Raw genomic sequence first — 24,983 nt, 5'->3', positions numbered from 1 at the left:
AATCTAGCAGACACTCGCTCCGGGGAACGGCCCGCGCAAGCGGGGTTCCCGTGCCCGTCATGCCCGGTTCGCACCCCGGATGCTCCGGACGCGGGGCGGGGGAGTGGAATGGAGTCGGCCGGCGCCCCGCCGTACCGGTGAACCATCCGAGGAGGCCCCATGACCGCTCCCGCCGTGAACCCGCGCAGTGACGATCCGCCCGGGCGGATCATGGCCCGGGAGATGGCCGAGCAGCCCGCCGTGCTGCGCCGGATCCTGGACACGGGCGCACCGCGCATCCAGGAGGTGGCACGGGAGATCGCCGCGCGCAGGCCCCGGTTCGTGCTGCTCACCGCCCGCGGCACCTCCGACAACGCCGCGCTCTACGCCAAGTACCTGCTGGAGATCCGCCTCGGTCTGCCCTGCGGTCTCACCTCGATGTCCACGACCACCGCGTACGGCGCCCGCCCCGATCTCACCGATGTCCTCGTCGTCACCGTCAGCCAGTCCGGCGGCTCCCCGGACCTGGTCGCCTCGACGAAGGCCGCGCGGGAGGCCGGTGCCCTCACGCTCGCCGTGACCAACAACCCCGACTCACCGCTGGCGGCCGTGTCCGAGTACCACATCGACATCATGGCCGGACCGGAGAAGGCCCTCCCGGCGACCAAGACCTACACCGCCTCCCTGCTCGCCCTGTACCTCTTCGTCGAGGGCCTGCGCGGCGGTGACGGCGCCGCCGCGAAGGCCCTGCCCGACCTCGCCGAGCAACTGCTCGCACGCCGGGACGAGGTCCGCACCCTCGCCTCCCGCTACCGCTTCGCCGAGCGCATGGTCATCACCTCGCGCGGCTACGGCTATCCGACCGCCAAGGAAGCCGCTCTGAAGCTGATGGAGACCAGCTACATCCCTGCCCTGTCCTACTCCGGCGCCGATCTGCTGCACGGCCCGCTCGCCATGGTCGACAACGTCTCACCGGTCATCGCCGTGGTGACGGACGGCAAGGGCGGCGCCGCACTCCAGCCGGTGCTCGACCGGCTGCGCGGCCGCGGTGCCGACCTCGTCGTCATCGGGCCCGCCGGTGCGGTCGAGCAGGCCTCGGCGGGCTTCGTCCTGCCGACCGGCGGAGTGGCCGAGGAGGTCCAGCCGATCCTGGAGATCATTCCGCTCCAGCTCCTGGCGTACGAGGTCACCATCGCGCGCGGTCAGGACCCGGACGCCCCGCGCGCCCTGGCCAAGGTGACGGAGACACACTGAGGCGACGCGGGAGACGGGCTGTCCCGCCGTCGCGGCTCCCGGACTTTCGCGGCTCCCGGACCTTCGCCGCTTCCGGCTTTCGGGGTCACGGCCGGCCTCCGGAGCCGGTGGGTCCGGAAGCCGGCCGTGATGGGCGGCGCGATGCCGGGCCTTCGTGCCCGTAGCGAGGGTTCTTTTCTCTAGCACCCGCTATAAAATCCACCTTCATGGTGAACAGCCGGGAGAAGGAACCGCGGTCCGGGCCCGCTCCGGCCGCCGGTCGGGGACACCCCGTCGGGCGGCCGCGCGGCCGCCCCCGCTCCTTCGACCGGGAAGCCGCGCTCGACAAGGCCGTGCTCGCGTTCTGGGAGCGCGGCTACGAGGCCACCTCCGTGGCCGACCTCACCCAGGTCATGGGGATCGGCGCACCCAGTCTGTATGCCGCGTTCGGCGACAAGCGGTCGCTGTTCGAGGAGGCGGTCGGCGTCTACTGCGACCGGTACGGGTCCTTCGGCGAGCGCGCCCTCGCCGAGGAGCCGACGGTCCGCGGGGCTTTGCGGCGCATGCTCGGCGAGGCGGCCGATCTCTACACGGCCGCCGGGCACCCGCACGGCTGCCTCGTCATCCACGCCGCCACCAACTGCACGACCCCCGAGGTGAAGGAAATGCTCCGGGTGCGGCGGAACGAGGACGTCGCCGTCTTCGAGAGCCGGGTCAAGGCCGGTGTCGCCGCCGGTGAACTGCCCTCCGGCACCGATGCCCGCGCGCTCGCCCGGTACGCCCGCGCGATCATCCAGGGCATGTCCCAGCAGGCGCGCGACGGCGCGAGCCGGGGGGAGCTGGAAGCACTTGCCGACATGGCGATGGCGAACTGGCCCCGGGTGCGGGCCGAAGACGGCTACTCTGCCGGTGCGTCGTCGGGGGATGTCCGATAAAGAGACAACAACAAACATCCACCAACTCATGGACACACGCCCTCCGACGCAGCACCATGGTCCTGGACGTGGTCTAGTCCACCAGGTCCAGACACGGTGAGTCCCTCGTCGCGCGGGCGAGCGGACGAGACACACAGACCTCCGTCTTCCCCGCACAGGAAGGCGGACCGAGGATCCGGCGCTCTCTGCCCTGACTGCTCCGGCTCCTCGACCTTCGGCCGACCGGGACCGCACACCCCACGGCCGTTGCTGCTCCGGGCTGCGGTGCCGGGAGGGTTGAGGGTCCCTCCCAGGCGCCGCGGCCCGCGGGTGTTTCCGGGGCGTCTGCGCGCCGTCACCCGCCGACCGTCCGTTCGGCCGGTTTCGATCGCCGCTCGGTGCCCCAGGTACCCTCGCTCACGTGCCCTCCATGAACGAGCTGGTCCGCCAGCACACCGCCCTCAGCGCCTCCGACCTGGAGTGGCTGCACCTGCTGGTGTCGGAGTGGCAGCTGCTTTCCGATCTCTCCTTCGCCGATCTGGTCCTGTGGGTGCCCACCCGCGACGGCACGCGGTACGTCTCGGTCGCCCAGATGCGCCCCAACACCGGCCCCACCTCGTACCAGGACGACATGGTCGGCCATCTCGTCCCGCGCGGCCGCCGCCCCATGCTGGACGCGGCCCTGGACGAGGGCCGGATCGTGCGCGAGGGGGATCCCGAGTGGCGCGAGGAGGTCCCGGTGCGGGTCGAGTCCATCCCCGTGCGGCGCGAGGGCCGGGTCCTCGGCGTCATCGCGCGCAACACCAATCTGCTGACCGTGCGGACCCCGAGCCGCCTGGAGCTGACCTATCTCCAGAGCGCCTCCGACCTCGCCCAGATGATCGCGGCGGGCTCCTTCCCCTTCCCCGGCCAGCAGGTCGACATGGACGCCTCGCCGCGTGTCGGCGACGGGCTGATCAGGCTGGACGCCGACGGAATCGTCCAGTACGCGTCCCCGAACGCGCTGTCGGCCTACCACCGCATGGGCCTCGCGTCGGACCTCGTCGGCCATCACCTCGGGAAGACCACCGCGGAACTCGCCCCGACCCGGGGTCCGGTGGACGAGGCGCTCGTCAAGGTGGCCAGCGGCTGGGCGCCGCGCGAGTTCGAGATCGAGGCGCACGACGGGGTGATCCAGTTCCGCGCGATCCCGCTCAAGCCCAAGGGCACGCGGATAGGTTCGCTCGTCCTGCTCCGGGACGTCACCGAACTGCGGCGCCGCGAACGCGAGTTGATGACCAAGGACGCGACCATCCGGGAGATCCACCACCGGGTGAAGAACAACCTCCAGACGGTCGCCGCCCTGCTCCGCCTCCAGGCCCGTCGCATCGAGTCCGCGCGGGGGCGTGAGGCGCTCGAGGAGGCCGTCAGGCGTGTGGGCTCCATCGCGATCGTGCATGAGACGCTGTCCCAGAACCTGGACGAGCGGGTGGAGTTCGACGAGATCGCCGACCGGGTGCTCGCGATGGTCGCCGAGATCTCGCCCGGCTCGGTGACCGGCCGGCGCAGCGGACGCTTCGGGATCCTGGACGCGGAGGTCGCGACCCCGCTCTCCATGGTGCTGACCGAGGTCCTGCAGAACGCCCTCGAACACGGCTTCCGGCAGGGCGACACCGGCACCGTCGAGGTCTCGGCGGTCCGTGGCGGCACCACCAAGGAGGCCCGCCTGCTGGTCACCGTCCAGGACGATGGGGTCGGCCTGCCCGAGGGCTTCGACCCGCACACGGCGGGCAATCTCGGCCTGCAGATCGTACGGACGCTGGTGGAAGGCGAGTTGGGCGGCACCTTCGACATGGTCCCGGCCCCGGAACGCGGTACACGGGTGATCCTGGACATCCCGGTCCGCTCGCAGAAGTGAGGGCGGCGCGGCCCACACCGGACAGCAATGAGCCCCGGACCACAAGTGGCCCGGGGCTAAAGCTCAGTTGTCAGCTATTTGCTGCGCATCGTGGGTACTGCGCGCTGCGGCTCGGGAGCGGGAGATGCGTACTCGCTGTACGCGCCGCCAAGCCCAGGCTCGTACGGGGCGGGTGCGTCAGGCGGAGGCCTGACGAGCCCGGTTGCGGGCGGCGCGGCGCTTCATGGCGCGGCGCTCGTCCTCGCTGAGACCACCCCAGACGCCGGAGTCCTGACCGGACTCGAGCGCCCACTGCAGGCACTGCTCCATAACCGGGCAGCGACGGCAGACGGCCTTGGCTTCCTCGATCTGCAGCAGCGCAGGACCGGTGTTGCCGATGGGGAAGAAGAGCTCGGGGTCTTCCTCGCGGCAAACGGCGTTGTGACGCCAGTCCATGGCTGCTACCTCTCCGTGGTATTACGTGCAGATTGCTTGTGAATGTGAACGCTTTCACGAATCCCTCAACAAGTGAAGGGCCGTCAGACTCACTGACGTGGTCCTGTGGATTGAGGAGGGGTTCGGGCTCTCTGTGGGGCCGATGAAGCGGGCCGTCCCGAGCGCCACGTAGAGACTCGCAAACCTCAGCGGCGGATACAACCCCTTCCGGAAAGTTTTTTTTGATTCCTTGGTGTCGACTCGGTCACAGCCGTACTTCCAAGGGGTGGATCCTGGCCTAAACGTTCGAGTGAAAGGACTTTAGCCCCTTCTGCTCACACAATCACACGCAGTGCACGGCGTACGCCTGTGAACGTCACGCTCGTACGCAGTCCTAGATGGTCGCCGTCCATCTGAAGGGGCAAGGGGACCTTCGAATGCAAGGTGAAGTCACTCAGGTCGTGCAGTGAGACCACATGCTTGCCGCGGGGCCCCTGTTCGGGGGACGAAGTGAGCAACTGGGTCGCATATCGGGCAACCGAGACCGTGGACACGCGACTGAGGCCGAGCACGTCGAGCCCGGTATCGAACGAGGCCTTAGGCGACGCGTACACCGGACGATTGCCGAGAAACGTCCAGGGCGCCGTGTTGCAGATTATGGACAGGACGAGATCGGTGACCGGCTCCTCCCCGTCCCGCTCCAGAGTGATCGTTCCGTGCCTGCGGTTCGGTTCGTCCAGAAACTGACGCACCATCTGGCGTAGATACAGCGCATGGGTCGAACGCTTGCCCCGCTCCCGCTGCTGCTCGACCCGGCCGACCACGCCCGCGTCGAAGCCGAGGCCGGCGTTGAAGGTGAACCAGCGGGAGGGCACCGCCTCGTCCGGAGTGCCCGGCGTGCCGGCGGCGAGGCCGAGACCGACCGTGCGCTCGCGCTTCTCGCGCAGGGCGTCGAGGATCGCGCCGGTGGCCTCCACCGCGTCGTTGGGCAGACCCAGGGCGCGGGCGAAGACATTGGTCGAGCCGCCGGGGACCACGGCGAGGAGCGGAAGCCGGTCGGGGTCGGGCCCATGGTGCAGCAGTCCGTTCACGACCTCGTTGACCGTGCCGTCGCCGCCGAGGGCGACCACCAGCTCGATGTCCTCGCTCTCCGCGGCGAGGCGGCCGAGGTCGCGTCCGTGCCCGCGGTACTCCGTGGTGACCGCCTCGAGCTTCATCTCGCTCGCCAGCGCGTGGATCAGAACGTCACGTGTGCGCGCACTTGTGGTGGTGGCTGCCGGATTGACCACGAGAAGTGCACGCATGGACTGCAGGGTACCTACTGGGCGGTACTCGGCCCAGACCGAGGTAGGGATCCGGTAAGAGGCAGGGCCGTGGCCTTGGGCACAGTCGGGGCGAAGGGGCCGGCGGCGGGTGTCCGCCCGGCCGATACCCTTCAGGGGTGAGCGCTGAGCAGAACCCCACCCGTGAGACCCCCGAAGCCGAGCCCCGTGCCGGGCGGCTGATCGCCGCGGCGGCGCTGGCGGGACTGGAGGGCCTCGCCCTGGTCGTCGCCGGGGCCTGGATTCTCGTGCTGGGCCTGACGGGCTCGCCGGACGACCGCGAGCAGGCCGTCACCGGCGGTGTCACCCTGATCGTGCTCGCGCTGCTGCCCCTGCTGGCCGCGCGCGGTCTGCTGCTGCGGCGCAGCTGGAGCCGGGGACCCGCCGTCATCACGCAGATCATGGCGCTGCCCGTGGCCTACAACCTGCTCCAGGCCGACAGCATGGCGATCCCGGGCGGCATCGCGCTCGCGGTCGTCGCGGTCGCGGCACTGGTCCTTCTCGTGAACCCGGCGACGACCCGGGCGCTGGGCATCCGGGGACCCGGGAACGCGGAGAACCCCAAGTAGCCGGCCCGGCCGGTTCGGGCACGTGGGGCGACCGGAACCCGGTCGCCCCACGTCACTCCTCGACCAGCAACTTCTCCCGCAGCTGCGCCAGCGTCCGGGCCAGCAGGCGCGAGACATGCATCTGCGAGATGCCCACCTCCTGCGCGATCTGCGACTGCGTCATGTTCCCGAAGAAGCGGAGCAGCAGGATGCGCTTCTCCCGCGGCGGAAGATCCTCGAGCAGCGGCTTCAGCGACTCCCGGTACTCGACACCCTCCAGTGCCTCGTCCTCCGCGCCGAGCGTGTCCGCGACCGCGGGGGACTCGTCGTCGGTGTCCGGGACGTCCAGGGACAGCGTCGAGTACGCGTTGGCGGACTCGAGGCCCTCCAGGACCTCCTCCTCCGAGATGGCCAGCTTCTGGGCCAGCTCGTGCACGGTGGGGGAGCGGCCGTGCTGCTGGGAGAGTTCGGCCGTGGCCGTCGTCAGGGCCAGGCGCAGCTCCTGCAGGCGCCTCGGCACCCGCACCGCCCACCCCTTGTCGCGGAAGTGGCGCTTGATCTCGCCGACGACCGTCGGGGTCGCGTAGGTGGAGAACTCGACTCCGCGGTCCGGGTCGAAGCGGTCGACCGACTTGATCAGCCCGATCGTGGCGACCTGGGTGAGGTCGTCCAGGGGCTCGCCCCGGTTGCGGAAGCGGCGCGCGAGGTGCTCGACGAGCGGCAGATGCATCCGGACCAGCTGATTGCGCAGCTCCGCGTACTCGGCGCTGCCCTCCTTCAGCTTGCGCAGCTCGACGAACATGGCCCGCGCTCCGGTGCGGTCCTGTGGGTCGTGCTGGGCGCCACCCGGCACGCTCTGCTCGGCGTTTCGCTCGTGCTCGCTCATCGTCCCGCCCGTCACCCTTCCCCAAGCCGTCGGCTCCTCCCCCGGTCCCGACTCGGCTCGAGCGGAGGGGCCTTCATGAGCCGGGGAGGCCCCGCTCACTCCGGACGACGTGCTCCGCGTGGCGCCGCCGCTCGCCCGCCGGCCGCCGCCCCGGACGGGGAGCGCCTCGTCCGCCGCGGCCGAACCCGCCTGGGGTGCCGCGAGCGCCGAAGCCTCGTCCTCCGGGTGCGGACGGGCCTGCTCGGGGATGCCGTCCACGCCTTCCGCCATGCGCCGCGACCCGCTCGGGCCGACGTCGTTCCCGGCGGAGAGCTCTCGTGTGCCGCGCTCTTCGTCCCGCACCGGCCCGTCCCCGTTCGTCACGCCGGCCCGGGTCCCGCGCCGCGCTGTTTGTAGAGGCTGATGGACACGGTCTTGTCGTCGGCGACCGCGGAGGAGACCTTGCCGGCCAGGGCCGACAGAACGGTCCAGGCGAAGGTGTCCCGCGAGGGGGCGTGACCGTCCGTCGTGGGAGCCGAGACGGTCACCTCGAGCGAATCGTCGATGAGCCGGAAGACGCAGCTGAGCACCGAGCCCGGCACGGCCTGCTGCAGCAGGATCGCGCAGGCCTCGTCGACGGCGATGCGCAGGTCCTCGATCTCGTCGAGGGTGAAGTCCAAACGGGCCGCGAGACCGGCCGTGGCCGTGCGCAGCACCGACAGGTAGGCACCCGCTGCCGGAAGCCGGACTTCCACGAAGTCCTGGGTCGCGGGGTCGCCTGCGATCTGGGACACCCTCACCTCCAAGGTGGTACAAGCATTTTCGGGGGCCGAGGGTCGCCCCTCGGGGTAACGCCCTATGTGGTTCAGCGGTGACGCTATCGCGCCACCGGCTTTCCTGTCCTCGGGACCCCGACCCCAGCTGTCACTCATAGTAAACACATGAATACGCACAGTGGCTAGAGGTCTGCGGGCCCAATCGGGAAGAGCGTGCGCCGGTTTGACGTACCCAGACGTCAGACCGCCGAACCGTCCTGATCCAGAGTCACACGAGCAGGGATCCTCCGGTCAGACGAGTACATGGTCGACGAAGCACCAGCGCCAGTCCTCGCCCGGCTCGAAGGTGCGCATCACGGGATGGCCGCTCTCGCTGTGGTGCGACGTCGCGTGCCGCAGGGGCGAGGAGTCGCAGCAGCCGACGTGCCCGCACTGAAGGCACAGCCGCAGCTGCACCGGGTGCGTACCGGCGGCGAGGCACTCCAGGCATGTCGCGCTCCGGGGCTCGGGCTCGGGGTGCGGCAGCGCGTTGGCGTGCGTGCACTGTTTCATGATGGCCAGGTTACGACGGGTCCGCGCGAAGCCGCGCGGAGATCCGGGCAGGCAGGGCCGGGAAACCGTGGGGACGACGAGGGCGGGCGAGGACGATGAACGTGTTGCCGTTGCTGTTGTTGGTGGCGGGGAGCGCCACTGTGGCCGGATTGGCGCGGCGCACCCCGGTGCCCGCGCCGCTGCTGCTCGTCGCGGCGGGTCTCGTGGTCTCGTACCTGCCGGGCGTGCCCGGTTACACCCTCGATCCCGAGATCGTGCTGCCGCTGGTGCTTCCCCCGCTGCTGTACACGGCGGCCACCGACAGCTCGTATCTGGACCTGAGGGCGCAGATGCGGCCCGTGGCGCTGCTGTCCGTCGGCTACGTGCTGTTCGCGACGCTCGCGGTGGGCTGGGCGGTGTATCTGATCGTGCCGGGCATGCCGCTGACCGCCGCACTGGTGCTGGGCGCCGTGATCGCGCCGCCGGACGCGGTCGCGGCGACGGCGGTCGCGCGGCGGGTGGGGCTGCCGTCGCGGATCACCACGATCCTGCAGGGCGAGTCGCTGGTGAACGACGCCACCGCGATCACCGCGTACAAGGTGGCCCTCGCCGCCGCGGTCGGCGAGGGCGCGACCTGGGCGGACGGGACGCGGGAGTTCCTGGTGGCGGCGTTCGGAGGTGTGGCGGTCGGTCTGCTGCTGATGATGCCGATCCACTGGCTGCGCACCCATCTGAAGGAGGCGCTGCTGCAGAACACCCTCTCCTTGCTGATCCCGTTCGTCGCCTACGGCGCCGCGGAGTGGGTCCATGCGTCCGGGGTGCTCGCCGTGGTCGTCGTCGCCCTCTACCTCGGTTACCACAACTGGCAGGTCGACTTCGCGACCCGGCTCCAGGAGGAGGCGGTGTGGAAGATGGTCGCGTTCGTCCTCGAGTCGGCGGTGTTCGCGCTCATCGGACTGCAACTGCCGGTCGTGCTGAGAGGTCTCGGCGCGTACGAGGGCCTGCGCGCGGCCTGGTACGCGGTGGCCGTGTTCCTGGTGGTCGTCCTGTCGCGGTTCGTGTGGGTGTACCCGGTGACCCATGTGCCGCGCGCGCTGTTCAGACGCATCCGGGAGCGCGAGGAGGGCCAGACGTGGAAGGGGTCGTTCGTCATCGGCTGGGCCGGGATGCGGGGGGTGGTCTCGCTCGCCATCGCCTTCTCGATCCCCCGGACGATGCACGACGGCAGCGCCTTCCCCTCGCGCAATCTGATCCTCTTCCTGACCTTCACCACGGTGATCGGCACACTGGTGGTGCAGGGGCTGAGCCTGCCCCCGCTGATCCGGTGGCTGCGCCTGCCGGGGCGTGACGTGCAGGCGGAGACCCTCGCGGAGGCCAATGCCCAGGCGCAGGCCTCCCGGGCGGCCGAGACCCATCTCGAGGCCCTTCTCGACGACGAGCGCAACGCCCTGCCGCCGCCGCTCGCGGACCGGCTGCGCATGGTCCTGGAACGCCGGCGCAACGCCGTCTGGGAGCGGCTCGGTTCGGTGAACCCGGTCACCGGCGAAACACACGACGACACCTATCGCCGGCTGTCGCGTCAGATGATCGGCGCGGAGCGGGAGGTCTTCGTGCGGCTCCGCAACCACCGCTACATCGACGACGAGATGCTCCGCACGCTGCTGCGACGGCTGGACCTGGAGGAGGCGGCGGCCTACCGGGAGACCACGTGAGCCGGTGCGCCGGCCACCGCGTCTAGGCGAAGGGCCTGCCCGTGATCACGGCGGCCAGCGTCGTCCCGCGCGTGAACGCGCCCCCCTCGGCCAGAGCGACAAGTCCGTACAGCAGCTTGGCGACATAGAGACGTTCCACCGGCAGGCCGTGGCGGGTCCCGAAGTCGTCGGCAAAGGTCTCGAGTTCGGCGGGTACGCGGGCGTACCCGCCGAAATGGAAGCGGGTGTCCAGGGTCCAGGTGCCGCGGCGGGCGCCGAAGGCGCTCCTCTGCAGAGCCTCTACGTCCGCGGCCAGGAAGTCGCCCTTGAGCACCGGTATCCCCAGGGCCCGCTGGCCGGGGGCGAGACCGGCGGCCAGACCGGCCAGTGTGCCGCCGGTGCCGCAGGCGACCGCGACCACGTCGGCCCGGCCGCGCAGTTCCCCGCCGAGTGCCACGCAGCCGTGGACGGCGAGGTGGTTGCTGCCGCCCTCCGGCACCACGTAGGCGTCCTGCGCACCCGTCTCCCGCAGGATGCCCGCCAGGGTCTCCGGCTCCGCCTTGCGGCGGTACGTCGACCTGTCGACGAAGTGCAGCCGCATGCCGTCGGCCACGCACCGGGCGAGGGAGGGGTTCAGCGGGCGGTCGGCCAGTTCCTGGCCGCGGACCACCCCGATGGTGTCCGTCCCCAGCAGGCGGCCCGCGGCGGCCGTCGCCCGCAGATGGTTGGAGTAGGCGCCGCCGAAGGTGAGCAGGTCCCGGCCGGCCGCCGCCCGGAGGTTCGGAGCGAGCTTGCGCCACTTGTTGCCCACGAGATCCGGATGGATCAGGTCGTCCCGCTTCAGCAGCAGGCGGACACCGTGCCGCGCGAAGCGCTCGTCCGCGACCTCCTGGAGGGGCGACGGCAGCGACGGGCGCAGAGCCGCCGCCTCGAGCGCTTCGGGATGCGGCACATCGGGGCTGGTCACCCCGCCATTGTCGGACACCTGACGCAGGTGGCGCCGCCCGGTGTGCGCCGGCCCGGGTCACTTCAGGCGGTCGCGGATCCGGCCCCTGAGCCAGGTCATCGAAAAGCCCCTCGGGTCGACCTTGCCCGGCTGCCACTCCAGATGGCCGATCACGGAGCGTTCCGACCAGCCGTGGTGGCGGCAGATCGCCGCGGCCGCCTTCTCGATCGCGTCGAGCTGCGCCGTGGGCCAGGGGTCCTTGCCGTCGCCGAGGTTCTCGCACTCGAAGCCGTAGAAGTGGCGGTTGCCGTCGGTGTTCGCCTCGTTCGCCCGGGGCAGCGCCTTCTCGGCGACGACCGCGCGCAGTACGTCGTCGTCGCCGAGCCCGGCGTGATTGGCGCGGCCGTGGCCCACCAGGTGCACCGCACCGTCCTTGGTGATCACACCGTGGCACAGCGGTCCCGGCAGCCCGGCCCTCCCGTCGCGGCAGACGGACACGGCCCGTCCGGCGTCCGGGATCGCGGTGTGGTGGATCACGACCCCGTGGACCGGGCCCCAGGGGCCTTGGAGATTGCGGTTGTGGTGCTCCCAGTCGCCGACCTCGACGACGGTGACGCCCGCCGCCCTGAGCCGGTCGAGGAGCGTGCCCGCGGTCATGGGTGGGGCCATGGCCGCCTCCTTCGCGCTGCGTGACGGGCGCCGGACGCGTCCGCCTCGTAGTGCCGCTTGTACCGGCGGCGGCCCTGCTCGCGCCAGCCGTTCGCACGGTGTGCGAGCCGATCCGGTCAGCACCCGGCAGGACGGCGACAGGGCCGCCCGACCAGGGAGTTCGCACCCGGACCCGCACCGGCGCGGGACCTGCCGCGCAGCGGTTCCCCAGTGTGCCCAGGCCGATGATGATCCATTCCCGCTCGTTTGGGTAATGGTACGGACACGCTCCGTGCTGAAGGCTTGTTCCCGCAGATCACGGCATGATCGGGAGGGGCATTCTCTATGTCGGTAGGCGAAGAGGTCCGCGCTGAGGGCGGCAAGCCGCAGCAGAGTCTCGGCACCACGGCCGCGCGGAACCTGGCCACCACCACCAAGTCCGCACCACAGATGCAGGAGATCAGCTCACGATGGCTGCTGCGCATGCTGCCGTGGGTGGACGTGCAGGGTGGTGCGTACCGTGTGAACCGCCGTCTGGCCTACTCGGTGGGCGACGGCCGCGTGACGTTCGTGAAGACCGGCGACCAGGTCGCGGTCATCCCGGCCGAGCTGGGCGAACTGCCCGCGCTGCGCGAGTACGAGGACCTGGAGGTGCTCGGTGAACTCGCCCGGCGGTGCCAGCAGCGGAGGTTCGCGCCGGGGGACGTGCTCGCCGAGTTCGGCAGTCAGGCGGACGAGGTGTTCCTCCTCGCGCACGGCAGGGTCGAGAAGCTCGGTACGGGACCCTACGGGGACGACGCCGTGCTCGGGGTGCTCGCCGACGGCGCGTACTTCGGCGAGCAGGCACTGCTCGACCCGGACGCCATCTGGGAGTACACGGCTCGCGCGGTCACCGCCTGCACGGTGCTCGCGCTGCCACGCCGGGACGTCGAGCAGATCGCCGAGCGCACCGGATCGCTGCGCGAACACCTCCGGCAGCAGCGTTCGATCCCCGAGCAGCGCACCAACAAGTACGGCGAGAAGGAGATCGACCTCGCCGCGGGCCACAGCGGCGAACCGGACATCCCGCACACCTTCGTCGACTACGAGGCCGCACCCCGCGAGTACGAACTGAGCATCGCCCAGACCGTCCTGCGCATCCACACCCGCGTGGCGGACCTCTACAACCAGCCCATGAACCAGACCGAGCACCAGTTGCGGCTCACGGTCGAGGCGCTCAAGGAGCGCCAGGAGCACGAGCTGATCAACAACCGCGACTTCGGTCTGCTCCACAACTGCGAGTACGACCAGCGGCTGCAGCCGCACGACGGCGTGCCGAGCCCCGACGACCTGGACGAGCTGCTCAGCAGGCGGCGCGGCACCAAGCTGCTCCTCGCCCACCCGCGTGCGATCTCCGCGTTCGGCAGGGAGCTCAACAAGCGGGGGCTCGTGCCCGAGACCGTCGACCTCGGGGGCAACCGCATCCCCACCTGGCGGGGAGTACCGATCTTCCCGTGCAACAAGATCCCGGTGAGCGACGCCCGTACGACCTCGATCATCGCCATGCGCACCGGTGAGGAGGACCAAGGAGTGGTCGGCCTCAGGCAGTCGGGAATCCCCGACGAGATCGAGCCGAGCCTGTCGGTGCGTTTCATGGGCATCAACGAGCAGGCGATCATCAGCTATCTGGTGACGGGCTACTACTCGGCCGCCGTTCTCGTACCCGACGCCCTGGGCGTCCTGGAGAACGTCGAGATCGGCCGCTGGAGGTGACGCCACCCACACCCGGCAGTCCGTGTTCCCGCCCGTCGGGGCGGGTACACCCTCGGGGTACCACCGGCCGGGCGGCAGCGGAGGCGTCACGTCCGCAGACACTACGAGGCGGTTCCATGGCTGAGGTCCTGACGGGGGAGGTTCCATGGGCGAGTTCCTGACGGAACCGAAGCAGACCCCGACCCTCGGACGGCGCGGCCCGGCGGGACCGCCGGGCACGTCCCGCCCGGTCCCGCGCCAGGCGGCACCGTCCGAGGGGCACGAGGCCGCGGCGATCCTGGAGCGCGCACGCGACGTGGTCGACCCGGAGGTGCGCCGGGCCGTCGACTCGCTGCCCGGTGCGATGCGCCGCATCGCGCGCTACCACTTCGGCTGGGAGCACGCGGACGGCACACCTGCCAACGGCAATGCGGGCAAGGCGATACGGCCCGCGCTCGTGCTCACCGCGGTCCGCGCCCTCGGCGGTCGTGAGGCCGTGGCCGTGGGGGCCGCCGCAGCCGTCGAACTCGTCCACAACTTCACGCTGCTGCACGACGACGTGATGGACAGGGACGCCACCCGCAGACACCGCCCCACCGTCTGGACGGTGTTCGGCGACGCCGACGCCATTTTGGCCGGGGACGCGCTGCAGGCGCTGGCCCTGCGGGTGCTGGCCGAGGACCGGCATCCCGCGGCGGCGGCCGCGGCCGCCCGGCTCGCGGCCTGTGTGGTGGAGCTGTGCGCGGGCCAGCACGCCGACACGGCCATGGAGCGCAGCGACCCCGACGAGGTCACCCTCGACGAGGTGCTCGACATGGCCGAGGCGAAGACGGGCGCCCTGCTCGGCTGCGCGTGCGCGGTCGGCGCGCTGTACGCCGGGGCGGACGACGAGGACGTCGAGGCGCTGGACGCCTTCGGCCGGGAGGCGGGGCTCGCCTTCCAGCTCATCGACGACGTGATCGGGATCTGGGGCGACCCGGGCCGCACCGGCAAGCCGGCCGGGGCGGACCTCATGGCCCGCAAGAAATCGCTGCCCGTGGTCGCCGCGCTCGCCTCCGGCACCCCGGCGGCGGCCGACCTGGCCGAGCTGTACCGGGGGCCTTACCGGGAGGGGGAGTTGGAGCGCACGGTCCTCGCCGTCGAGCAGGCGGGCGGCCGTGACTGGGCGCAGCAGCAGGCGGCCGACCGGATGGGCCGGGCGATGCACGAGCTGTCCCGTGCGGTTCCCGATCCCGAGGCCGCGGGCGGTCTGCTGGCACTGGCCGAGTTCGTGACCCGGCGCAGCACCTGACCACCGGCCGCAGGACCCCGGAGCCCTGGTGCCGCGCGGCTCCTGACCCCGCGCGGCACCGGTGGCTCCGGACGGGACGGGCCCCGCACATCCCCAAGTTGTGCGGGGCCCGGGCCTCTTTCCCGGAGCTCCTCCCCGTCGTCGGCGTGCCCCTCGACGGTGCCGCCCCGCGGCGCTCGATATCCTCAACTCCCGTAAGCTCACCGCTGGTTGATACAAGGGGCAGGCAGATGGGTGTGGCGATCCGGGCGGCGGGCCAGGACGACAGGGAACTGGTCGTCCGGCTGCTGGACGAGGCGTTCCGGGACGATCCGGTCAGCAGCTGGGTCTTTCCGGACGAGGAGCACCGGCGTACGACGCACCACAGGCTGATGGCCGCGTTCACCGACATCGTGCTCGCCGAGGGGCACATCGACGTGACCGAGGACGGCACGGCGTGCGCGCTGTGGCTGTCCGTGCCCGCCGGTGACCACTCCGGCGAGGAGGACGGGGACGACGCCGTGCGGTTGCGCGAGGCGGTCGACCCGGAGAACGAGCGGGTCGAACTCATAGCGCGGCTCATGGCCGAGTCGCACCCCGCGGACCGCGGCCACGAGTACCTGTGGATGATCGGCGTGGCACCGGGGAGCCAGGGCGAGGGCCTGGGCACCGAGCTCATCCGGCACGTCCTCGACCGCTGCGACCGCGACGGACTGCCGGCCTATCTGGAGGCGAGCAGCGTTCGCAGCACCAGGCTGTACGAACGGCTCGGGTTCGCCTTCGAGGGGCCCACCCTGGACCTTCCGGACGGCCTCCGGATGTGGCCGATGTGGCGCGATCCGCGCTGATCCCGAGCGCGGGGAGCACAGGCGCGGTGGCGGCCCTACCCTGAGGGCATGGGCAGCGAGGACAAGGTCTGCCCCGCGTGCGGGCAGCACGTCGCCACGGTGGTACGGCGGCACAAGACGCTCGGCGCGTTCGTCCCCGTCTGGCGCCCCGGTCCCTGCCGGAACCCGCAGTGCGCGGCGTACGTGCCGCCTCGGGCCGACGCGCCGTACCGGGCGTCGCCTAGGGTCGGCGCCATGCACGAACCACTTCTGCACCTCACCGAGCGCTCCTTGTGGGAGGCCGCCCGCGCGAGCGGCAGCTACGAGATGTCGACCCGCGGCCGCACCCTCCAGGAGGAGGGGTTCATCCACTGCTCACTGCGCCACCAGGTCCCGCAGGTGGCGCACCGGCTCTACGGGGAGCACGCCGCGTCCGGCGAACTGGTCCTTCTCGTCATCGATCCGCAGCGTCTGACCGCCCCCGTGCGCTACGAGTCGATGCGGCCCGGCGGCGAGGAGTTCCCGCATGTGTACGGGCCGATACCGGTGTCCGCCGTGGTGGACGTGGAGGCCTGGGGCAACGGGGAGACGAGGGAGGCCTGAGCGCGGCCGGGGGCGGCGCGCGGTGCGGCCGCCGGGCGATCGGGGCGCGGAAAGTCCCGGGGCGTCAGGCCGGAGCGGCGCCCGCGGCGACGGCCGGCGCCGCACTCGGGCGGCTGCGGCGGGGACGCGTCAGCCCCTTGGCCACACAGGGCGGTATCGCCGCGAGCTGCTCGTGCGACCGCGACCGGTAGGCGCTGGGCGACTCGCCCACCAGCTCCGTGAACCGCGTGCTGAACGATCCCAGCGAGGTGCATCCCACGGCGAGGCACACCTCCGTGACGGTCAGATCGCCGCGCCGCAGCAGCGCTTTGGCGCGCTCGATGCGCCGGGTCATGAGATAGCTGTACGGGGTCTCCCCGTAGGCCGCGCGGAAGCTGCGCTGGAAGTGCCCCGGTGACATCAGCGCGGTGCGCGCGAGCGCGGGCACGTCCAGCGGTTGCGCGTACTCACGGTCCATCCGGTCGCGCGCCCGTCGCAGCCGGACCAGGTCGTCGATGTCCACTGCCTCAGCATGGCACGCGGCACTGACAACCGGGCTCCGCAGGCACCGGCACCGGACGCGCCAGGAGCCAGGCAAGATCCACCGGGGAGCTTCATGTCGACGGCCGCGAACTGCCCCGTGACCCCGCTCTGCGCCCGGACCGGGCCCGCCGGGGACGACGTGCTCGCCGTAGGCCTTCCGCACTCCGGTCGCGGTGATCGCGTGGGGTGTCGCGGCCGTGGAGCAGAGCGTGCGGGCGGCCGCCTTCGGCGTGGTTTCACGGCGGTTCCGCGGGCCGGAAACGGCCGTTCCATGAGGAAACCGGGGGCGTACGGGTTCCCGGCCCTGGGACGATGCGGCCATGGATCCGCACCCTGCGCACATGCTCACGGCGGCCGTCGAGGGGGCGCGCCGCCTGGTCCTGGAACGCCGGCCGCAGGCCGTCGCCGCCGTGCTCGGTGGCTCGACGGCCGGCGGCCGGGCGAGTGCGACGAGCGACCTCGACATCGCCGTGCTGCTCGCGGACGGGGACGTCTCACACCGCGAGACACTCCGCCACGAGGGGCGCCTCGCGGAGGTGTTCGCCCACACGCGCGCGGGCCTCGCGGAGATCTTCGCGGCGGACCGGGCGAGCCGCCGGGGGACGATGCAGTTCGTCTACGCGGAGTCCGTCCTGCTGCACGATCCGCACGGCCACGCCGCTGCACTGCGGGCCGAGGCGTGTGCCCAGCTGGCAGCGGGGCCCGATCCGCTGACCGCGGAGGAACGCGACGACGCGCGCTACCGGCTCACCGACCTGCTGGACGATCTGGCCGATCTCGACAACCGCCACGAGCAACTGGCCGTCGCCGAGCAGGTGCTGAGCTCTGCGGCCGGACTGCTTGCGGACCGTCGCCGCGCCTGGAGGGGCGGCGGGAAGTGGCTCCCGCGCCGTCTGACGGCCGCCGATCCCGTGCTCGGCCGTGCCCTGGTCGAGGCCCGGCTCACCGTCGCCGAACACGCGGACCCGGCCCCCCTGGCGGAGGCGGCGTTCGAGGTCCTCGCTCTGGTGGGCGGGCCCTTGCGGGAGGGGTACCACCGGACGTGGCACGGCGGGGAGAAGCGGGACTGAGCCCGGCCCGGCGAGAACGCGAAAGGCCCGGCCGACGAATCGGCCGGGCCCTCGAACGCACCGCGGACCTGCGAGGGTGCACCGCCCGCCGGTCTTCGGTCAGAAGGACCGGTGATCAGGCCTTCTTGGTCTCCCAGAAGATCTTGTCGATCTGGGCGATGTAGTCCAGCGCCTTCTGGCCGGTCGCCGGGTCCTTCGACGCCTTGGCGGCCGAGAGGGCCTTCAGGGTGTCGTTGACCAGCTGGTGCAGCTCCGGGTACTTCTCGAAGTGCGGGGCCTTGAAGTAGTCGCTCCACAGCACCGAGACGTGGTGCTTGGCGAGCTCGGCGCGCTGCTCCTTGATGACGGTGGCGCGAGCCTGGAAGTGCGGGTCGTCGTTGGCGGCCATTTTCTCCTGTACGGCCTTCACCGACTCCGCCTCGATGCGAGCCTGGGCCGGGTCGTAGACGCCACAGGGCAGGTCGCAGTGGGCGCTGACCTTGACCTTGGGGGCAAACAGGCGGGAGAGCATGAAGCTGTCCTTCCTCGTGATCGTCTTCTCAGGTGGGACATTACTCCGTAGGGGACGGGTTTTCGCGAGTGCCCCCGTGGGCTTACGTCAAAAGTCCGGGGTCAGACTGGGACTGGTGGAGGATCGGACCGGGGAGGTGCCGGTGATGCCGGAGCTGTCGCAGGAGATCGAACGCACGAGGACCTTGCTGCCGTTCGGGGTGGCCGAGGTGACGGGACCGTCCATGGTGCCCACGCTGCATCACGGGGACCGGCTCCTCGTCCAGTACGGAGCACGTGTCCGGCCAGGTGACGTGATCGTCCTGCGGCACCCCTTCCAGCAGGACCTGTTGGTCGTCAAGCGCGCCGCGCAGCTTCGCGAGGGCGGCTGGTGGGTGCTCGGGGACAATCCGTACGCGGGCGGGGACAGCACCGACTACGGCGCCGTTCCCGAGGAGCTCGTCCTCGGGAGGGTGCGGCTGCGGTACCGGCCGCTCAAGGCGGGTCAGCGCTCGCCCTTCGCGCTGGCGCGCTGGGCGCTCTCCGCGGCCCGGCCGGTGCTCTCGGACCGGTCGGCCTCCAGGCGCTTCCGGGCGCGGTAGGCGGCCACGTTCGCGCGCGTGGCACAGCGGTCCGAGCAGTACCGCCGGGAGCGGTTCGTCGAGGTGTCGAGGTACGCGTTGCGGCAGGGGGCCGCCTCGCACAGGCCCAGGCGGTCCACGCCGTACGCGGTGAGGTGGAAGGCGAGCCCCATCGCGGCGATCGCCGCATAGCCCGCGGTGGCGTTCGACGGGTGGTCCGCCAGGTGCATGTGCCACAGCGGGCGGCCGTCGTCGTCCCGGTAGTCGTGCCCGGAGATCTGCGGGCTCACCGGGAACTCCAGGAGCAGCGAGTTCAGCAGGTCCACCGCGAGTGTCTCGTCGCCGGAGTCCGCCGCCTCGAAGACCGCGCGGAGCCGGGCCCTGACCGAGCGGAACCGGGTCACGTCCGCGTCGGTGGCGCGGCGGGCCGCCGACTGGTTGACCCCGAAGAGGTCGCGAACGGCATCCACCGAGGTGAGCGCGTCCTTGCCCCGGGCCGGCTCCTCGCTGTTCACGAGACGTACGGCGTAGTCCGAGTAATAGGCCAGTTCCACTTGTAGTCCTTACGGAGGCGCTCTATGGTCGTGGGGCGGTCGGGTAACAGATGATCGTGTTTCCAGGGTATTACGTGGCGGACGTGGTGGAGGGCGACGATGGCGGACACGGGGACGACGGCGACCGACTGGCAGGCCTGGCAGCAGAGCTGGGACCGCCAGCAGGAGTGGTACATGCCCGACCGTGAGGAGCGCTTCCGGATCATGCTCGACATGGTGGAGGCGTTCGTCGGCACCGAGCCCCGCGTGCTCGACCTCGCGTGCGGCACGGGCACCATCACCGCCCGGCTGCTCGCCCGGTTCCCCGGGGCCACCAGCACCGGCGTCGACCTCGACCCCGCGTTGCTCGCCATCGCCCGCGGCACCTTCGAGGGAGACGGCCGCGTCACCTTCGTCGAGGCCGACCTCAAGGACCCCGCCTGGCCCGCGCTGCTGCCGTACGGCGCGTACGACGCGGTCCTCACCGCCACGGCCCTCCACTGGCTGCGCACCGGCCCCCTCGAGACCCTCTACGGTCGGGTGGCGGAACTCGTCCGCTACGGCGGTGTCTTCATGAACGCCGACCACATGATCGACGACACCACCCCCCGTATCAACGCGGCGGAGCGGACCCAGCGGCACGCCCGCATGGACCGGGCCATGCGGGAGGGGGCCCTCGACTGGGCGGAGTGGTGGCAACTGGCAGCGAAGGACCCCGCCCTGGCCGCGCCGACCGCGCGCCGCTTCGAGATCTACGGTGCCCACGCCGACGGAGAGACGCCATCCGCCGCCTGGCACGCGCGCGTGCTGCGCGAGAAGGGGTTCGCCGAGGCCCGCCCGGTGTGGCGCTCGCCGTCGGACACCCTGCTGCTCGCGCTGAAGTAGGCCCGGCGTTGCTCGCGCGGAGGCAGGCGCAGGGCGGGCGACTCGGCGGCGAGAGCGTGCAGTTCCCCGACCGCCGAGGGACCCGGTCCCGTCGGTCCCCGCCGCGCAACACGAGTGGGCCCCACGTCCCGACGGACGTGGGGCCCATTGCCGTTGCTCTACAGGACCTTCGACAGGAAGGACTTGGTCCGGTCGTGCTGCGGGTTCGTCAGCACCTCGCGGGGATGGCCCGCCTCGACCACCACACCGTCGTCCATGAAGACCAGCGAGTCGCCCACCTCGCGGGCGAAGCCCATCTCGTGCGTGACGACGATCATCGTCATCCCGTCCTCGGCGAGGTCCCGCATCACATCGAGCACCTCGCCGACGAGCTCCGGGTCGAGGGCCGAGGTCGGCTCGTCGAAGAGCATCAGCTTCGGCTCCATCGCCAGCGCGCGGGCGATGGCGACGCGCTGCTGCTGGCCGCCGGAGAGCTGGGCGGGGTAGTGCCCCTTCCGGTCCCCGAGGCCCACCCGGTCCAGCAGCCGTTCCGCGCGCTCCCGCGCCACGGCCTTGGCCTCGCGCCTGACCTGGACCGGCGCTTCCATCACGTTCTCCAGCGCCGTCATGTGCGGGAACAGGTTGAAGCGCTGGAACACCATGCCGATGTTCCGCCGCTGGGCCGCGACCTCGCTCTCCTTGAGCTCGTAGAGCTTGTCGCCCCGCTGCCGGTAGCCGACCAGTTCATTGTCGACGTACAGCCGGCCCGCGCTGATCTTCTCCAGGTGGTTGATGCACCGCAGGAAAGTGGACTTGCCGGAGCCGGACGGGCCGATCAGGCAGAACACCTCACGCGGGTTCACCTCCAGGTCGATGCCCTTGAGGATGTGCGCAAGACCGAAGGACTTGTGCACCCCCTCGGCCCTGACCATCGGGTGGCCGCTCGTGCCCGGGGCGATGTCCTTGCCGAGACTGCTCATCGGGCCACCTCCGGGCGGCGGAACGAACCGAACAGGCGGAGGTTCTTCCGCAGGCGCTGGAGCGGTGTCGGCGGCAGGTTGCGCGACGAACCGCGGGCGTATCGGCGTTCGATGTAGTACTGGGCGATGCTGAAGACCGTGGTGAGGATCAGGTACCAGATCGAGGCCACGAAGAACATCTCCACGACCGCGAGCGAGGTACTGGAGATGTCCTGCGCCCGCTTGATGAGTTCGTTGAACTGGACCGCGTAGGCCAGCGACGATGTCTTCAGCATGTTGATGAACTCGTTGCCCGTCGGCGGCACGATCACCCGCATGGCCTGCGGGAGGACCACACGCCGCAGCGTCCTGCCCTGGGTCATGCCCAGAGCGTGCGACGCCTCCGTCTGCCCCTCGTCGACCGACTGGATGCCGGCCCGGACGATCTCGGACATATAAGCGGCCTCGTTCAGGCCGAGGCCCAGCAGGGCCGCCAGGAACGGGGTCATCACCTGGTTCATCTCGTCCTTGTAGAACCCCAGGTTGAGGATGGGGAACACGAGCGAGATGTTGTACCAGAGCAGCAGCTGGACCAGGACCGGAGTGCCGCGGAAGAACCACACGTAGAACCAGGCCACGGTACTGGTGACCGGGTTCGACGACATCCGCATCACCGCGAGGACCACGCCCAGGACGAGACCCAGCACCATGGCGAGCACGGAGATGTACAGCGTGTGCCACACGCCGGACAGGATCGTGCCGTCGGTGAGGTAGTCCGGGATCACGCCATAGTTGATCTTGGCGTTGGAGAAGGCCATCCCGATCAGTACCAGGATGGCGATGACCGCCGCACCCGCCACCCAGCGCCCGTAGTGGCGCACCGGAATGGCCTTGATCTGCTCCGGCGGCACCGTCGGCGCCGGAGTCTTGTCGACAGTGTCAGTCACGGTGACTGCCCTTCAGTGTTGCGTGACGCTCAGGAGCCGCCGTTGATCTTTGCCTCGGTCACCGCACCGTCCGTGACGTTCCACTTCTCGAGGATCTTCTGGTACTCGCCGTCCTTGATGATCGCGGCCATGGCCGCCTGGAGCGCGTCGCGCAGCTGGGTGTTCTCCTTGCTGACGCCGATGCCGTAGGGGCCGGCCTCGATCTGCTCGCCGACAACCTCGAAGTCGTTGCCGCCGCCGGAGGTCTTCGCGTTGTACGCCGCGACGGGGAAGTCGTTCAGGTCGGCGACGGACGCACCCTGCTTGAGGCGGAGCAGCGCCTCGGGGTCGGTGTCGAAGGTCTGGAGCTTGATGGCCGGCTTGCCGTCCTTCGTACACTTCGTGCTCTGCGCCTTGGCGATGCCCTCCGACGTGGTGCCCTGCTGGAGGGCCACGACCTTGCCGCACAGGTCGTCGAGGGACTTGATGCCCTTCGGGTTGCCCTTCTGGACCAGGATCGAGGTGCCCGCGGTGAAGTAGTCGACGAAGTCGATGCCGTTGCCGACCTTCTTGCCGGTGTCCGAGTCGATGCCGTTCTGGCGGTCCTTGGTGTCGTTCATCGCGGACATCACCACGTTGAACCGCTTGGCCTGCAGGCCCACGATGAGCTGGGCGAACTTGCCGTTCTGGAACTCGAACTTCACGCCCAGCTGCTTGCCGAGCGCGTCCGCGACGTCGGGGTCGATACCGACGGCCTTGCCGCCCTCCATGTACTCGACCGGCGGATACGCGATGTCGGAGCCCACCTTGATGACGCCGGCGTCCTTGATGTCCTTCGGGAGCTTGGCCGCGAGCGGCGCCGAGGACGTGCCCGTGCTGGAGCTGCTGTCGCTCTTCTTGTCCGTCTGGTCACCGCAGCCGGCGACCAGCAGGGTGCCCGCGACCGCGAGGGCGCCGACCGCGGCTATCCGCGAGCGCGTGGCGGTCGTACGACGGGTCGAGCTTGCGGTCATGGTGGCTTCCTCCGGCGAGATGGGTTGTGCCGATGGGTCGACGAGAACACACACCTTTGGGTGTCGCGACCTCGCGTGATTGAGGCATCTTGCCATTCGGTCTCGCGTATTCAGGCGACTCGCCATGTCAAAATCGGATAACGGGTGAACCCCCGACCGTCCGGAACGGCCGATCACGGCCGGACCTCGTCCGGGAATCCCTCCTTCCGGCCGGAAGATCTTCGGCGCGACCCGGGTTGCGGTTGATCGCACCTCTGCGTGTGCGATCTTGAGGAGGCGTTTTATGAACTTGTCCACAAATTCCGGCATGAGTCATCTCACCGGCGTGTGACCTTGGTGGTACGGACTCGTCCGGGACACCGTGCGTCCGGTAAGAAGGTTCCCTACACCCCTCATCCGGGGCTCAGGGCGCGTGTGCGGCGCGCCCGTCGCGTGTGTACCTGTACGCATCAGTCCACCTGGGTCGCACGCGGTCCCGCCCACCCCTCAATCAGGAGTGGTCACCCTCACACCATGAACATCTAAGGGGTACGACACAGTGGCAGCGGAGATCGTCAATTCGCGCAGCGACGGCAATACGGACCAGGACGGCGGGGCCGAGCCCCACGATTCGTTCGATCCGGCTTTCGCGCTGCACCGCGGGGGCAAGATGGCCGTGCAGGCCACCGTCCCGGTCCGCGACAAGGACGACCTGTCCCTCGCGTACACGCCCGGCGTGGCCCGGGTGTGCACCGCCATCGCGGAGCAGCCGGAGCTGGTCCACGACTACACATGGAAGTCGTCCGTCGTCGCCGTGGTGACCGACGGCACGGCGGTCCTCGGCCTCGGCGACATCGGCCCCGAGGCCTCCCTCCCCGTGATGGAGGGCAAGGCGATCCTGTTCAAGCAGTTCGGCGGTGTGGACGCGGTCCCGATCGCCCTCGACTGCACGGGCGTGGACGAGATCGTCGAGACCGTGGCGCGGCTGGCGCCCTCCTTCGGGGGCGTGAACCTGGAGGACATCTCGGCGCCGCGCTGCTTCGAGATCGAGCGCAAGCTCCAGGAGCGGCTGGACATCCCGGTCTTCCACGACGACCAGCACGGCACGGCCGTGGTGACGCTCGCGGCCCTGCGGAACGCGGCGAAGCTGACCGGGCGCTCCGTAGGCGAGCTGCGCGCCGTCATCTCGGGCGCGGGCGCGGCCGGTGTGGCCATCGCGAAGATGCTGATCGAGGCGGGGATCGGGGATGTGGCGGTCGCCGACCGCAAGGGCGTGGTGTCCCCGGACCGGGACGATCTGACCCCGGTCAAGCGGGAGCTCGCCGGATTCACGAACAAGGCCGGACTGACCGGTTCGCTGGAGCGGGCCCTCGAGGGCGCCGACGTCTTCATCGGCGTCTCCGGCGGCACGGTCCCGGAGGAGGCCGTGGCCTCGATGGCCGAGGGTGCCTTCGTGTTCGCGATGGCCAACCCGAACCCCGAGGTGCACCCGGACGTGGCGCACAAGTACGCGTCCGTCGTGGCGACGGGGCGGTCCGACTTCCCGAACCAGATCAACAACGTGCTGGCGTTCCCCGGCATCTTCGCCGGAGCCCTCCAGGTGCGGGCGTCCCGCATCACGGAGGGGATGAAGATCGCCGCGGCCGAGGCGCTGGCGGCGGTCGTCGGTGACGACGTGAGGGCCGACTATGTGATCCCGTCGCCCTTCGACGAGCGCGTGGCCCCGGCGGTGACGGCGGCGGTCGCGGCCGCGGCGCGGGCCGAGGGAGTCGCGCGCCGATAGCTCCACGGGGTGGGCGGGTGCACCAGGACCCGCCCACCCCGTGGACACGGTCCTCCGGGCCGGCCGCAC

General features: G+C 70.6%; 26 protein-coding genes. 13 read left to right on the top strand and 13 right to left on the bottom strand.

Going from position 1 to position 24,983, the window contains the following annotated elements:
- Positions 1-159: 159 nt before the first annotated feature.
- From ACSHXN_RS15035 to ACSHXN_RS15025, 3 genes are all read left to right on the top strand, one after another.
- Complete coding sequence (locus ACSHXN_RS15035; protein ID WP_355133308.1) at positions 160-1,233, top strand: SIS domain-containing protein; 1,074 nt, start codon at positions 160-162, stop codon at positions 1,231-1,233.
- A gap of 206 nt (positions 1,234-1,439) precedes the next feature.
- Positions 1,440-2,147, top strand: coding sequence for a TetR/AcrR family transcriptional regulator (locus ACSHXN_RS15030; protein WP_355133310.1), 708 nt, complete (start codon positions 1,440-1,442; stop codon positions 2,145-2,147).
- 409 nt (positions 2,148-2,556) lie between these two features.
- Entirely contained in the window at positions 2,557-4,023 is a 1,467-nt protein-coding gene (locus ACSHXN_RS15025; RefSeq protein ID WP_355133552.1) for a sensor histidine kinase, read from the top strand.
- A 177-nt stretch (positions 4,024-4,200) separates the two neighbouring features.
- Here the strand turns inward: ACSHXN_RS15025 and ACSHXN_RS15020 are convergent, their stop codons facing one another.
- Together ACSHXN_RS15020 and ACSHXN_RS15015 are read right to left on the bottom strand one after the other, a co-directional pair.
- Positions 4,201-4,458 carry a WhiB family transcriptional regulator gene (locus ACSHXN_RS15020; protein WP_016639615.1) on the bottom strand — a complete coding sequence of 86 codons (258 nt, stop codon included), beginning with the start codon at positions 4,456-4,458 and terminating at the stop codon, positions 4,201-4,203.
- 314 nt (positions 4,459-4,772) lie between these two features.
- Complete coding sequence (locus ACSHXN_RS15015; protein ID WP_331265296.1) at positions 4,773-5,741, bottom strand: diacylglycerol/lipid kinase family protein; 969 nt, start codon at positions 5,739-5,741, stop codon at positions 4,773-4,775.
- Between the two features lie 137 nt (positions 5,742-5,878).
- Here ACSHXN_RS15015 and ACSHXN_RS15010 point away from each other — a divergent pair, with 137 nt between their 5' ends.
- Positions 5,879-6,328 (top strand): hypothetical protein, encoded by a 450-nt coding sequence (locus tag ACSHXN_RS15010; RefSeq protein WP_059128820.1) that lies wholly within the window; start codon positions 5,879-5,881, stop codon positions 6,326-6,328.
- 52 nt (positions 6,329-6,380) lie between these two features.
- Here the strand turns inward: ACSHXN_RS15010 and ACSHXN_RS15005 are convergent, their stop codons facing one another.
- The 3 genes from ACSHXN_RS15005 to ACSHXN_RS14995 all read right to left on the bottom strand — a co-directional run bounded on the left by ACSHXN_RS15005 (position 6,381) and on the right by ACSHXN_RS14995 (position 8,500).
- Entirely contained in the window at positions 6,381-7,556 is a 1,176-nt protein-coding gene (locus ACSHXN_RS15005) for an RNA polymerase sigma factor SigF (protein WP_355133313.1), read from the bottom strand.
- A complete protein-coding gene (locus ACSHXN_RS15000; protein ID WP_331265293.1) occupies positions 7,553-7,966 on the bottom strand; it encodes an anti-sigma regulatory factor in 414 nt (137 codons plus the stop codon). The genes ACSHXN_RS15005 and ACSHXN_RS15000 overlap by 4 nt, the downstream gene beginning before the upstream one ends.
- 273 nt (positions 7,967-8,239) lie before the next feature.
- Positions 8,240-8,500 (bottom strand): UBP-type zinc finger domain-containing protein, encoded by a 261-nt coding sequence (locus tag ACSHXN_RS14995; protein ID WP_355133315.1) that lies wholly within the window; start codon positions 8,498-8,500, stop codon positions 8,240-8,242.
- A gap of 95 nt (positions 8,501-8,595) precedes the next feature.
- Between ACSHXN_RS14995 and ACSHXN_RS14990 the strand changes: the two genes are divergently transcribed.
- On the top strand, positions 8,596-10,191 hold the full coding sequence (locus ACSHXN_RS14990; RefSeq protein ID WP_355133317.1) for a Na+/H+ antiporter: 1,596 nt from the start codon (positions 8,596-8,598) through the stop codon (positions 10,189-10,191).
- A 22-nt stretch (positions 10,192-10,213) separates the two neighbouring features.
- Here ACSHXN_RS14990 and ACSHXN_RS14985 read toward each other — a convergent pair whose 3' ends face one another.
- Positions 10,214-11,137 carry a 1-aminocyclopropane-1-carboxylate deaminase/D-cysteine desulfhydrase gene (locus tag ACSHXN_RS14985; RefSeq protein WP_356106814.1) on the bottom strand — a complete coding sequence of 308 codons (924 nt, stop codon included), beginning with the start codon at positions 11,135-11,137 and terminating at the stop codon, positions 10,214-10,216.
- A gap of 57 nt (positions 11,138-11,194) precedes the next feature.
- Positions 11,195-11,785, bottom strand: a complete 591-nt coding sequence (locus tag ACSHXN_RS14980) for an N-acetylmuramoyl-L-alanine amidase (RefSeq protein WP_355133321.1) — start codon at positions 11,783-11,785, stop codon at positions 11,195-11,197.
- Positions 11,786-12,109: 324 nt separating this feature from the next.
- Here ACSHXN_RS14980 and ACSHXN_RS14975 point away from each other — a divergent pair, with 324 nt between their 5' ends.
- The 4 genes from ACSHXN_RS14975 to ACSHXN_RS14960 all read left to right on the top strand — a co-directional run bounded on the left by ACSHXN_RS14975 (position 12,110) and on the right by ACSHXN_RS14960 (position 16,195).
- Positions 12,110-13,516: a family 2B encapsulin nanocompartment shell protein gene (locus ACSHXN_RS14975; protein WP_355133323.1), complete on the top strand. Its 1,407-nt coding sequence runs from the start codon at positions 12,110-12,112 to the stop codon at positions 13,514-13,516.
- A 145-nt stretch (positions 13,517-13,661) separates the two neighbouring features.
- On the top strand, positions 13,662-14,786 hold the full coding sequence (locus ACSHXN_RS14970; RefSeq protein WP_438303233.1) for a family 2 encapsulin nanocompartment cargo protein polyprenyl transferase: 1,125 nt from the start codon (positions 13,662-13,664) through the stop codon (positions 14,784-14,786).
- Between the two features lie 230 nt (positions 14,787-15,016).
- A complete protein-coding gene (locus tag ACSHXN_RS14965; RefSeq protein ID WP_438303232.1) occupies positions 15,017-15,613 on the top strand; it encodes a GNAT family N-acetyltransferase in 597 nt (198 codons plus the stop codon).
- Between the two features lie 234 nt (positions 15,614-15,847).
- The gene (locus ACSHXN_RS14960; RefSeq protein ID WP_355133554.1) at positions 15,848-16,195 is read left to right on the top strand and encodes a DUF952 domain-containing protein; all 348 of its coding nucleotides are present in this window, start codon (positions 15,848-15,850) and stop codon (positions 16,193-16,195) included.
- Between the two features lie 64 nt (positions 16,196-16,259).
- On the opposite strand, the gene ACSHXN_RS14955 is transcribed toward ACSHXN_RS14960, so the two are convergent.
- Positions 16,260-16,652: a helix-turn-helix transcriptional regulator gene (locus ACSHXN_RS14955; RefSeq protein ID WP_383356452.1), complete on the bottom strand. Its 393-nt coding sequence runs from the start codon at positions 16,650-16,652 to the stop codon at positions 16,260-16,262.
- 385 nt (positions 16,653-17,037) lie between these two features.
- Between ACSHXN_RS14955 and ACSHXN_RS14950 the strand changes: the two genes are divergently transcribed.
- Complete coding sequence (locus ACSHXN_RS14950) at positions 17,038-17,787, top strand: nucleotidyltransferase domain-containing protein (RefSeq protein WP_383356204.1); 750 nt, start codon at positions 17,038-17,040, stop codon at positions 17,785-17,787.
- A 115-nt stretch (positions 17,788-17,902) separates the two neighbouring features.
- Here the strand turns inward: ACSHXN_RS14950 and sodN are convergent, their stop codons facing one another.
- On the bottom strand, positions 17,903-18,298 hold the full coding sequence (sodN, locus tag ACSHXN_RS14945; RefSeq protein WP_355133333.1) for a superoxide dismutase, Ni: 396 nt from the start codon (positions 18,296-18,298) through the stop codon (positions 17,903-17,905).
- A gap of 145 nt (positions 18,299-18,443) precedes the next feature.
- Here sodN and sodX point away from each other — a divergent pair, with 145 nt between their 5' ends.
- Positions 18,444-18,878: a nickel-type superoxide dismutase maturation protease gene (sodX, locus tag ACSHXN_RS14940; protein ID WP_355133556.1), complete on the top strand. Its 435-nt coding sequence runs from the start codon at positions 18,444-18,446 to the stop codon at positions 18,876-18,878.
- Here sodX and ACSHXN_RS14935 read toward each other — a convergent pair.
- Entirely contained in the window at positions 18,782-19,411 is a 630-nt protein-coding gene (locus ACSHXN_RS14935; RefSeq protein WP_355133335.1) for a CGNR zinc finger domain-containing protein, read from the bottom strand. The two genes, sodX and ACSHXN_RS14935, sit on opposite strands and share 97 nt — an antisense overlap.
- Positions 19,412-19,510: 99 nt before the next feature.
- Here ACSHXN_RS14935 and ACSHXN_RS14930 point away from each other — a divergent pair, with 99 nt between their 5' ends.
- On the top strand, positions 19,511-20,275 hold the full coding sequence (locus tag ACSHXN_RS14930) for a class I SAM-dependent methyltransferase (protein WP_356106831.1): 765 nt from the start codon (positions 19,511-19,513) through the stop codon (positions 20,273-20,275).
- Positions 20,276-20,433: 158 nt separating this feature from the next.
- Here the strand turns inward: ACSHXN_RS14930 and ACSHXN_RS14925 are convergent, their stop codons facing one another.
- From ACSHXN_RS14925 to ACSHXN_RS14915, 3 genes are read right to left on the bottom strand one after another with little or no spacing between them, the layout of a single operon-like run.
- A complete protein-coding gene (locus tag ACSHXN_RS14925; RefSeq protein WP_355133339.1) occupies positions 20,434-21,234 on the bottom strand; it encodes an amino acid ABC transporter ATP-binding protein in 801 nt (266 codons plus the stop codon).
- Positions 21,231-22,160 (bottom strand): amino acid ABC transporter permease, encoded by a 930-nt coding sequence (locus ACSHXN_RS14920; RefSeq protein ID WP_356106834.1) that lies wholly within the window; start codon positions 22,158-22,160, stop codon positions 21,231-21,233. Before ACSHXN_RS14920 ends, ACSHXN_RS14925 begins: the two co-directional genes overlap by 4 nt.
- A gap of 29 nt (positions 22,161-22,189) precedes the next feature.
- A complete protein-coding gene (locus tag ACSHXN_RS14915; RefSeq protein WP_355133343.1) occupies positions 22,190-23,152 on the bottom strand; it encodes an ABC transporter substrate-binding protein in 963 nt (320 codons plus the stop codon).
- Positions 23,153-23,690: 538 nt separating this feature from the next.
- On the opposite strand from ACSHXN_RS14915, the gene ACSHXN_RS14910 reads away from it, so the two are divergent.
- The gene (locus ACSHXN_RS14910) at positions 23,691-24,914 is read left to right on the top strand and encodes an NAD(P)-dependent malic enzyme (RefSeq protein ID WP_355133345.1); all 1,224 of its coding nucleotides are present in this window, start codon (positions 23,691-23,693) and stop codon (positions 24,912-24,914) included.
- Positions 24,915-24,983 lie beyond the last annotated feature (69 nt).

The sequence above is a fragment of the Streptomyces sp. HUAS TT11 genome, assembly GCF_051553595.1.
Classification (GTDB): Bacteria; Actinomycetota; Actinomycetes; order Streptomycetales; family Streptomycetaceae; genus Streptomyces.
Note: the sequence above shows the minus strand (reverse complement) of the source record. Positions and strands in the feature narration are given on the sequence as shown.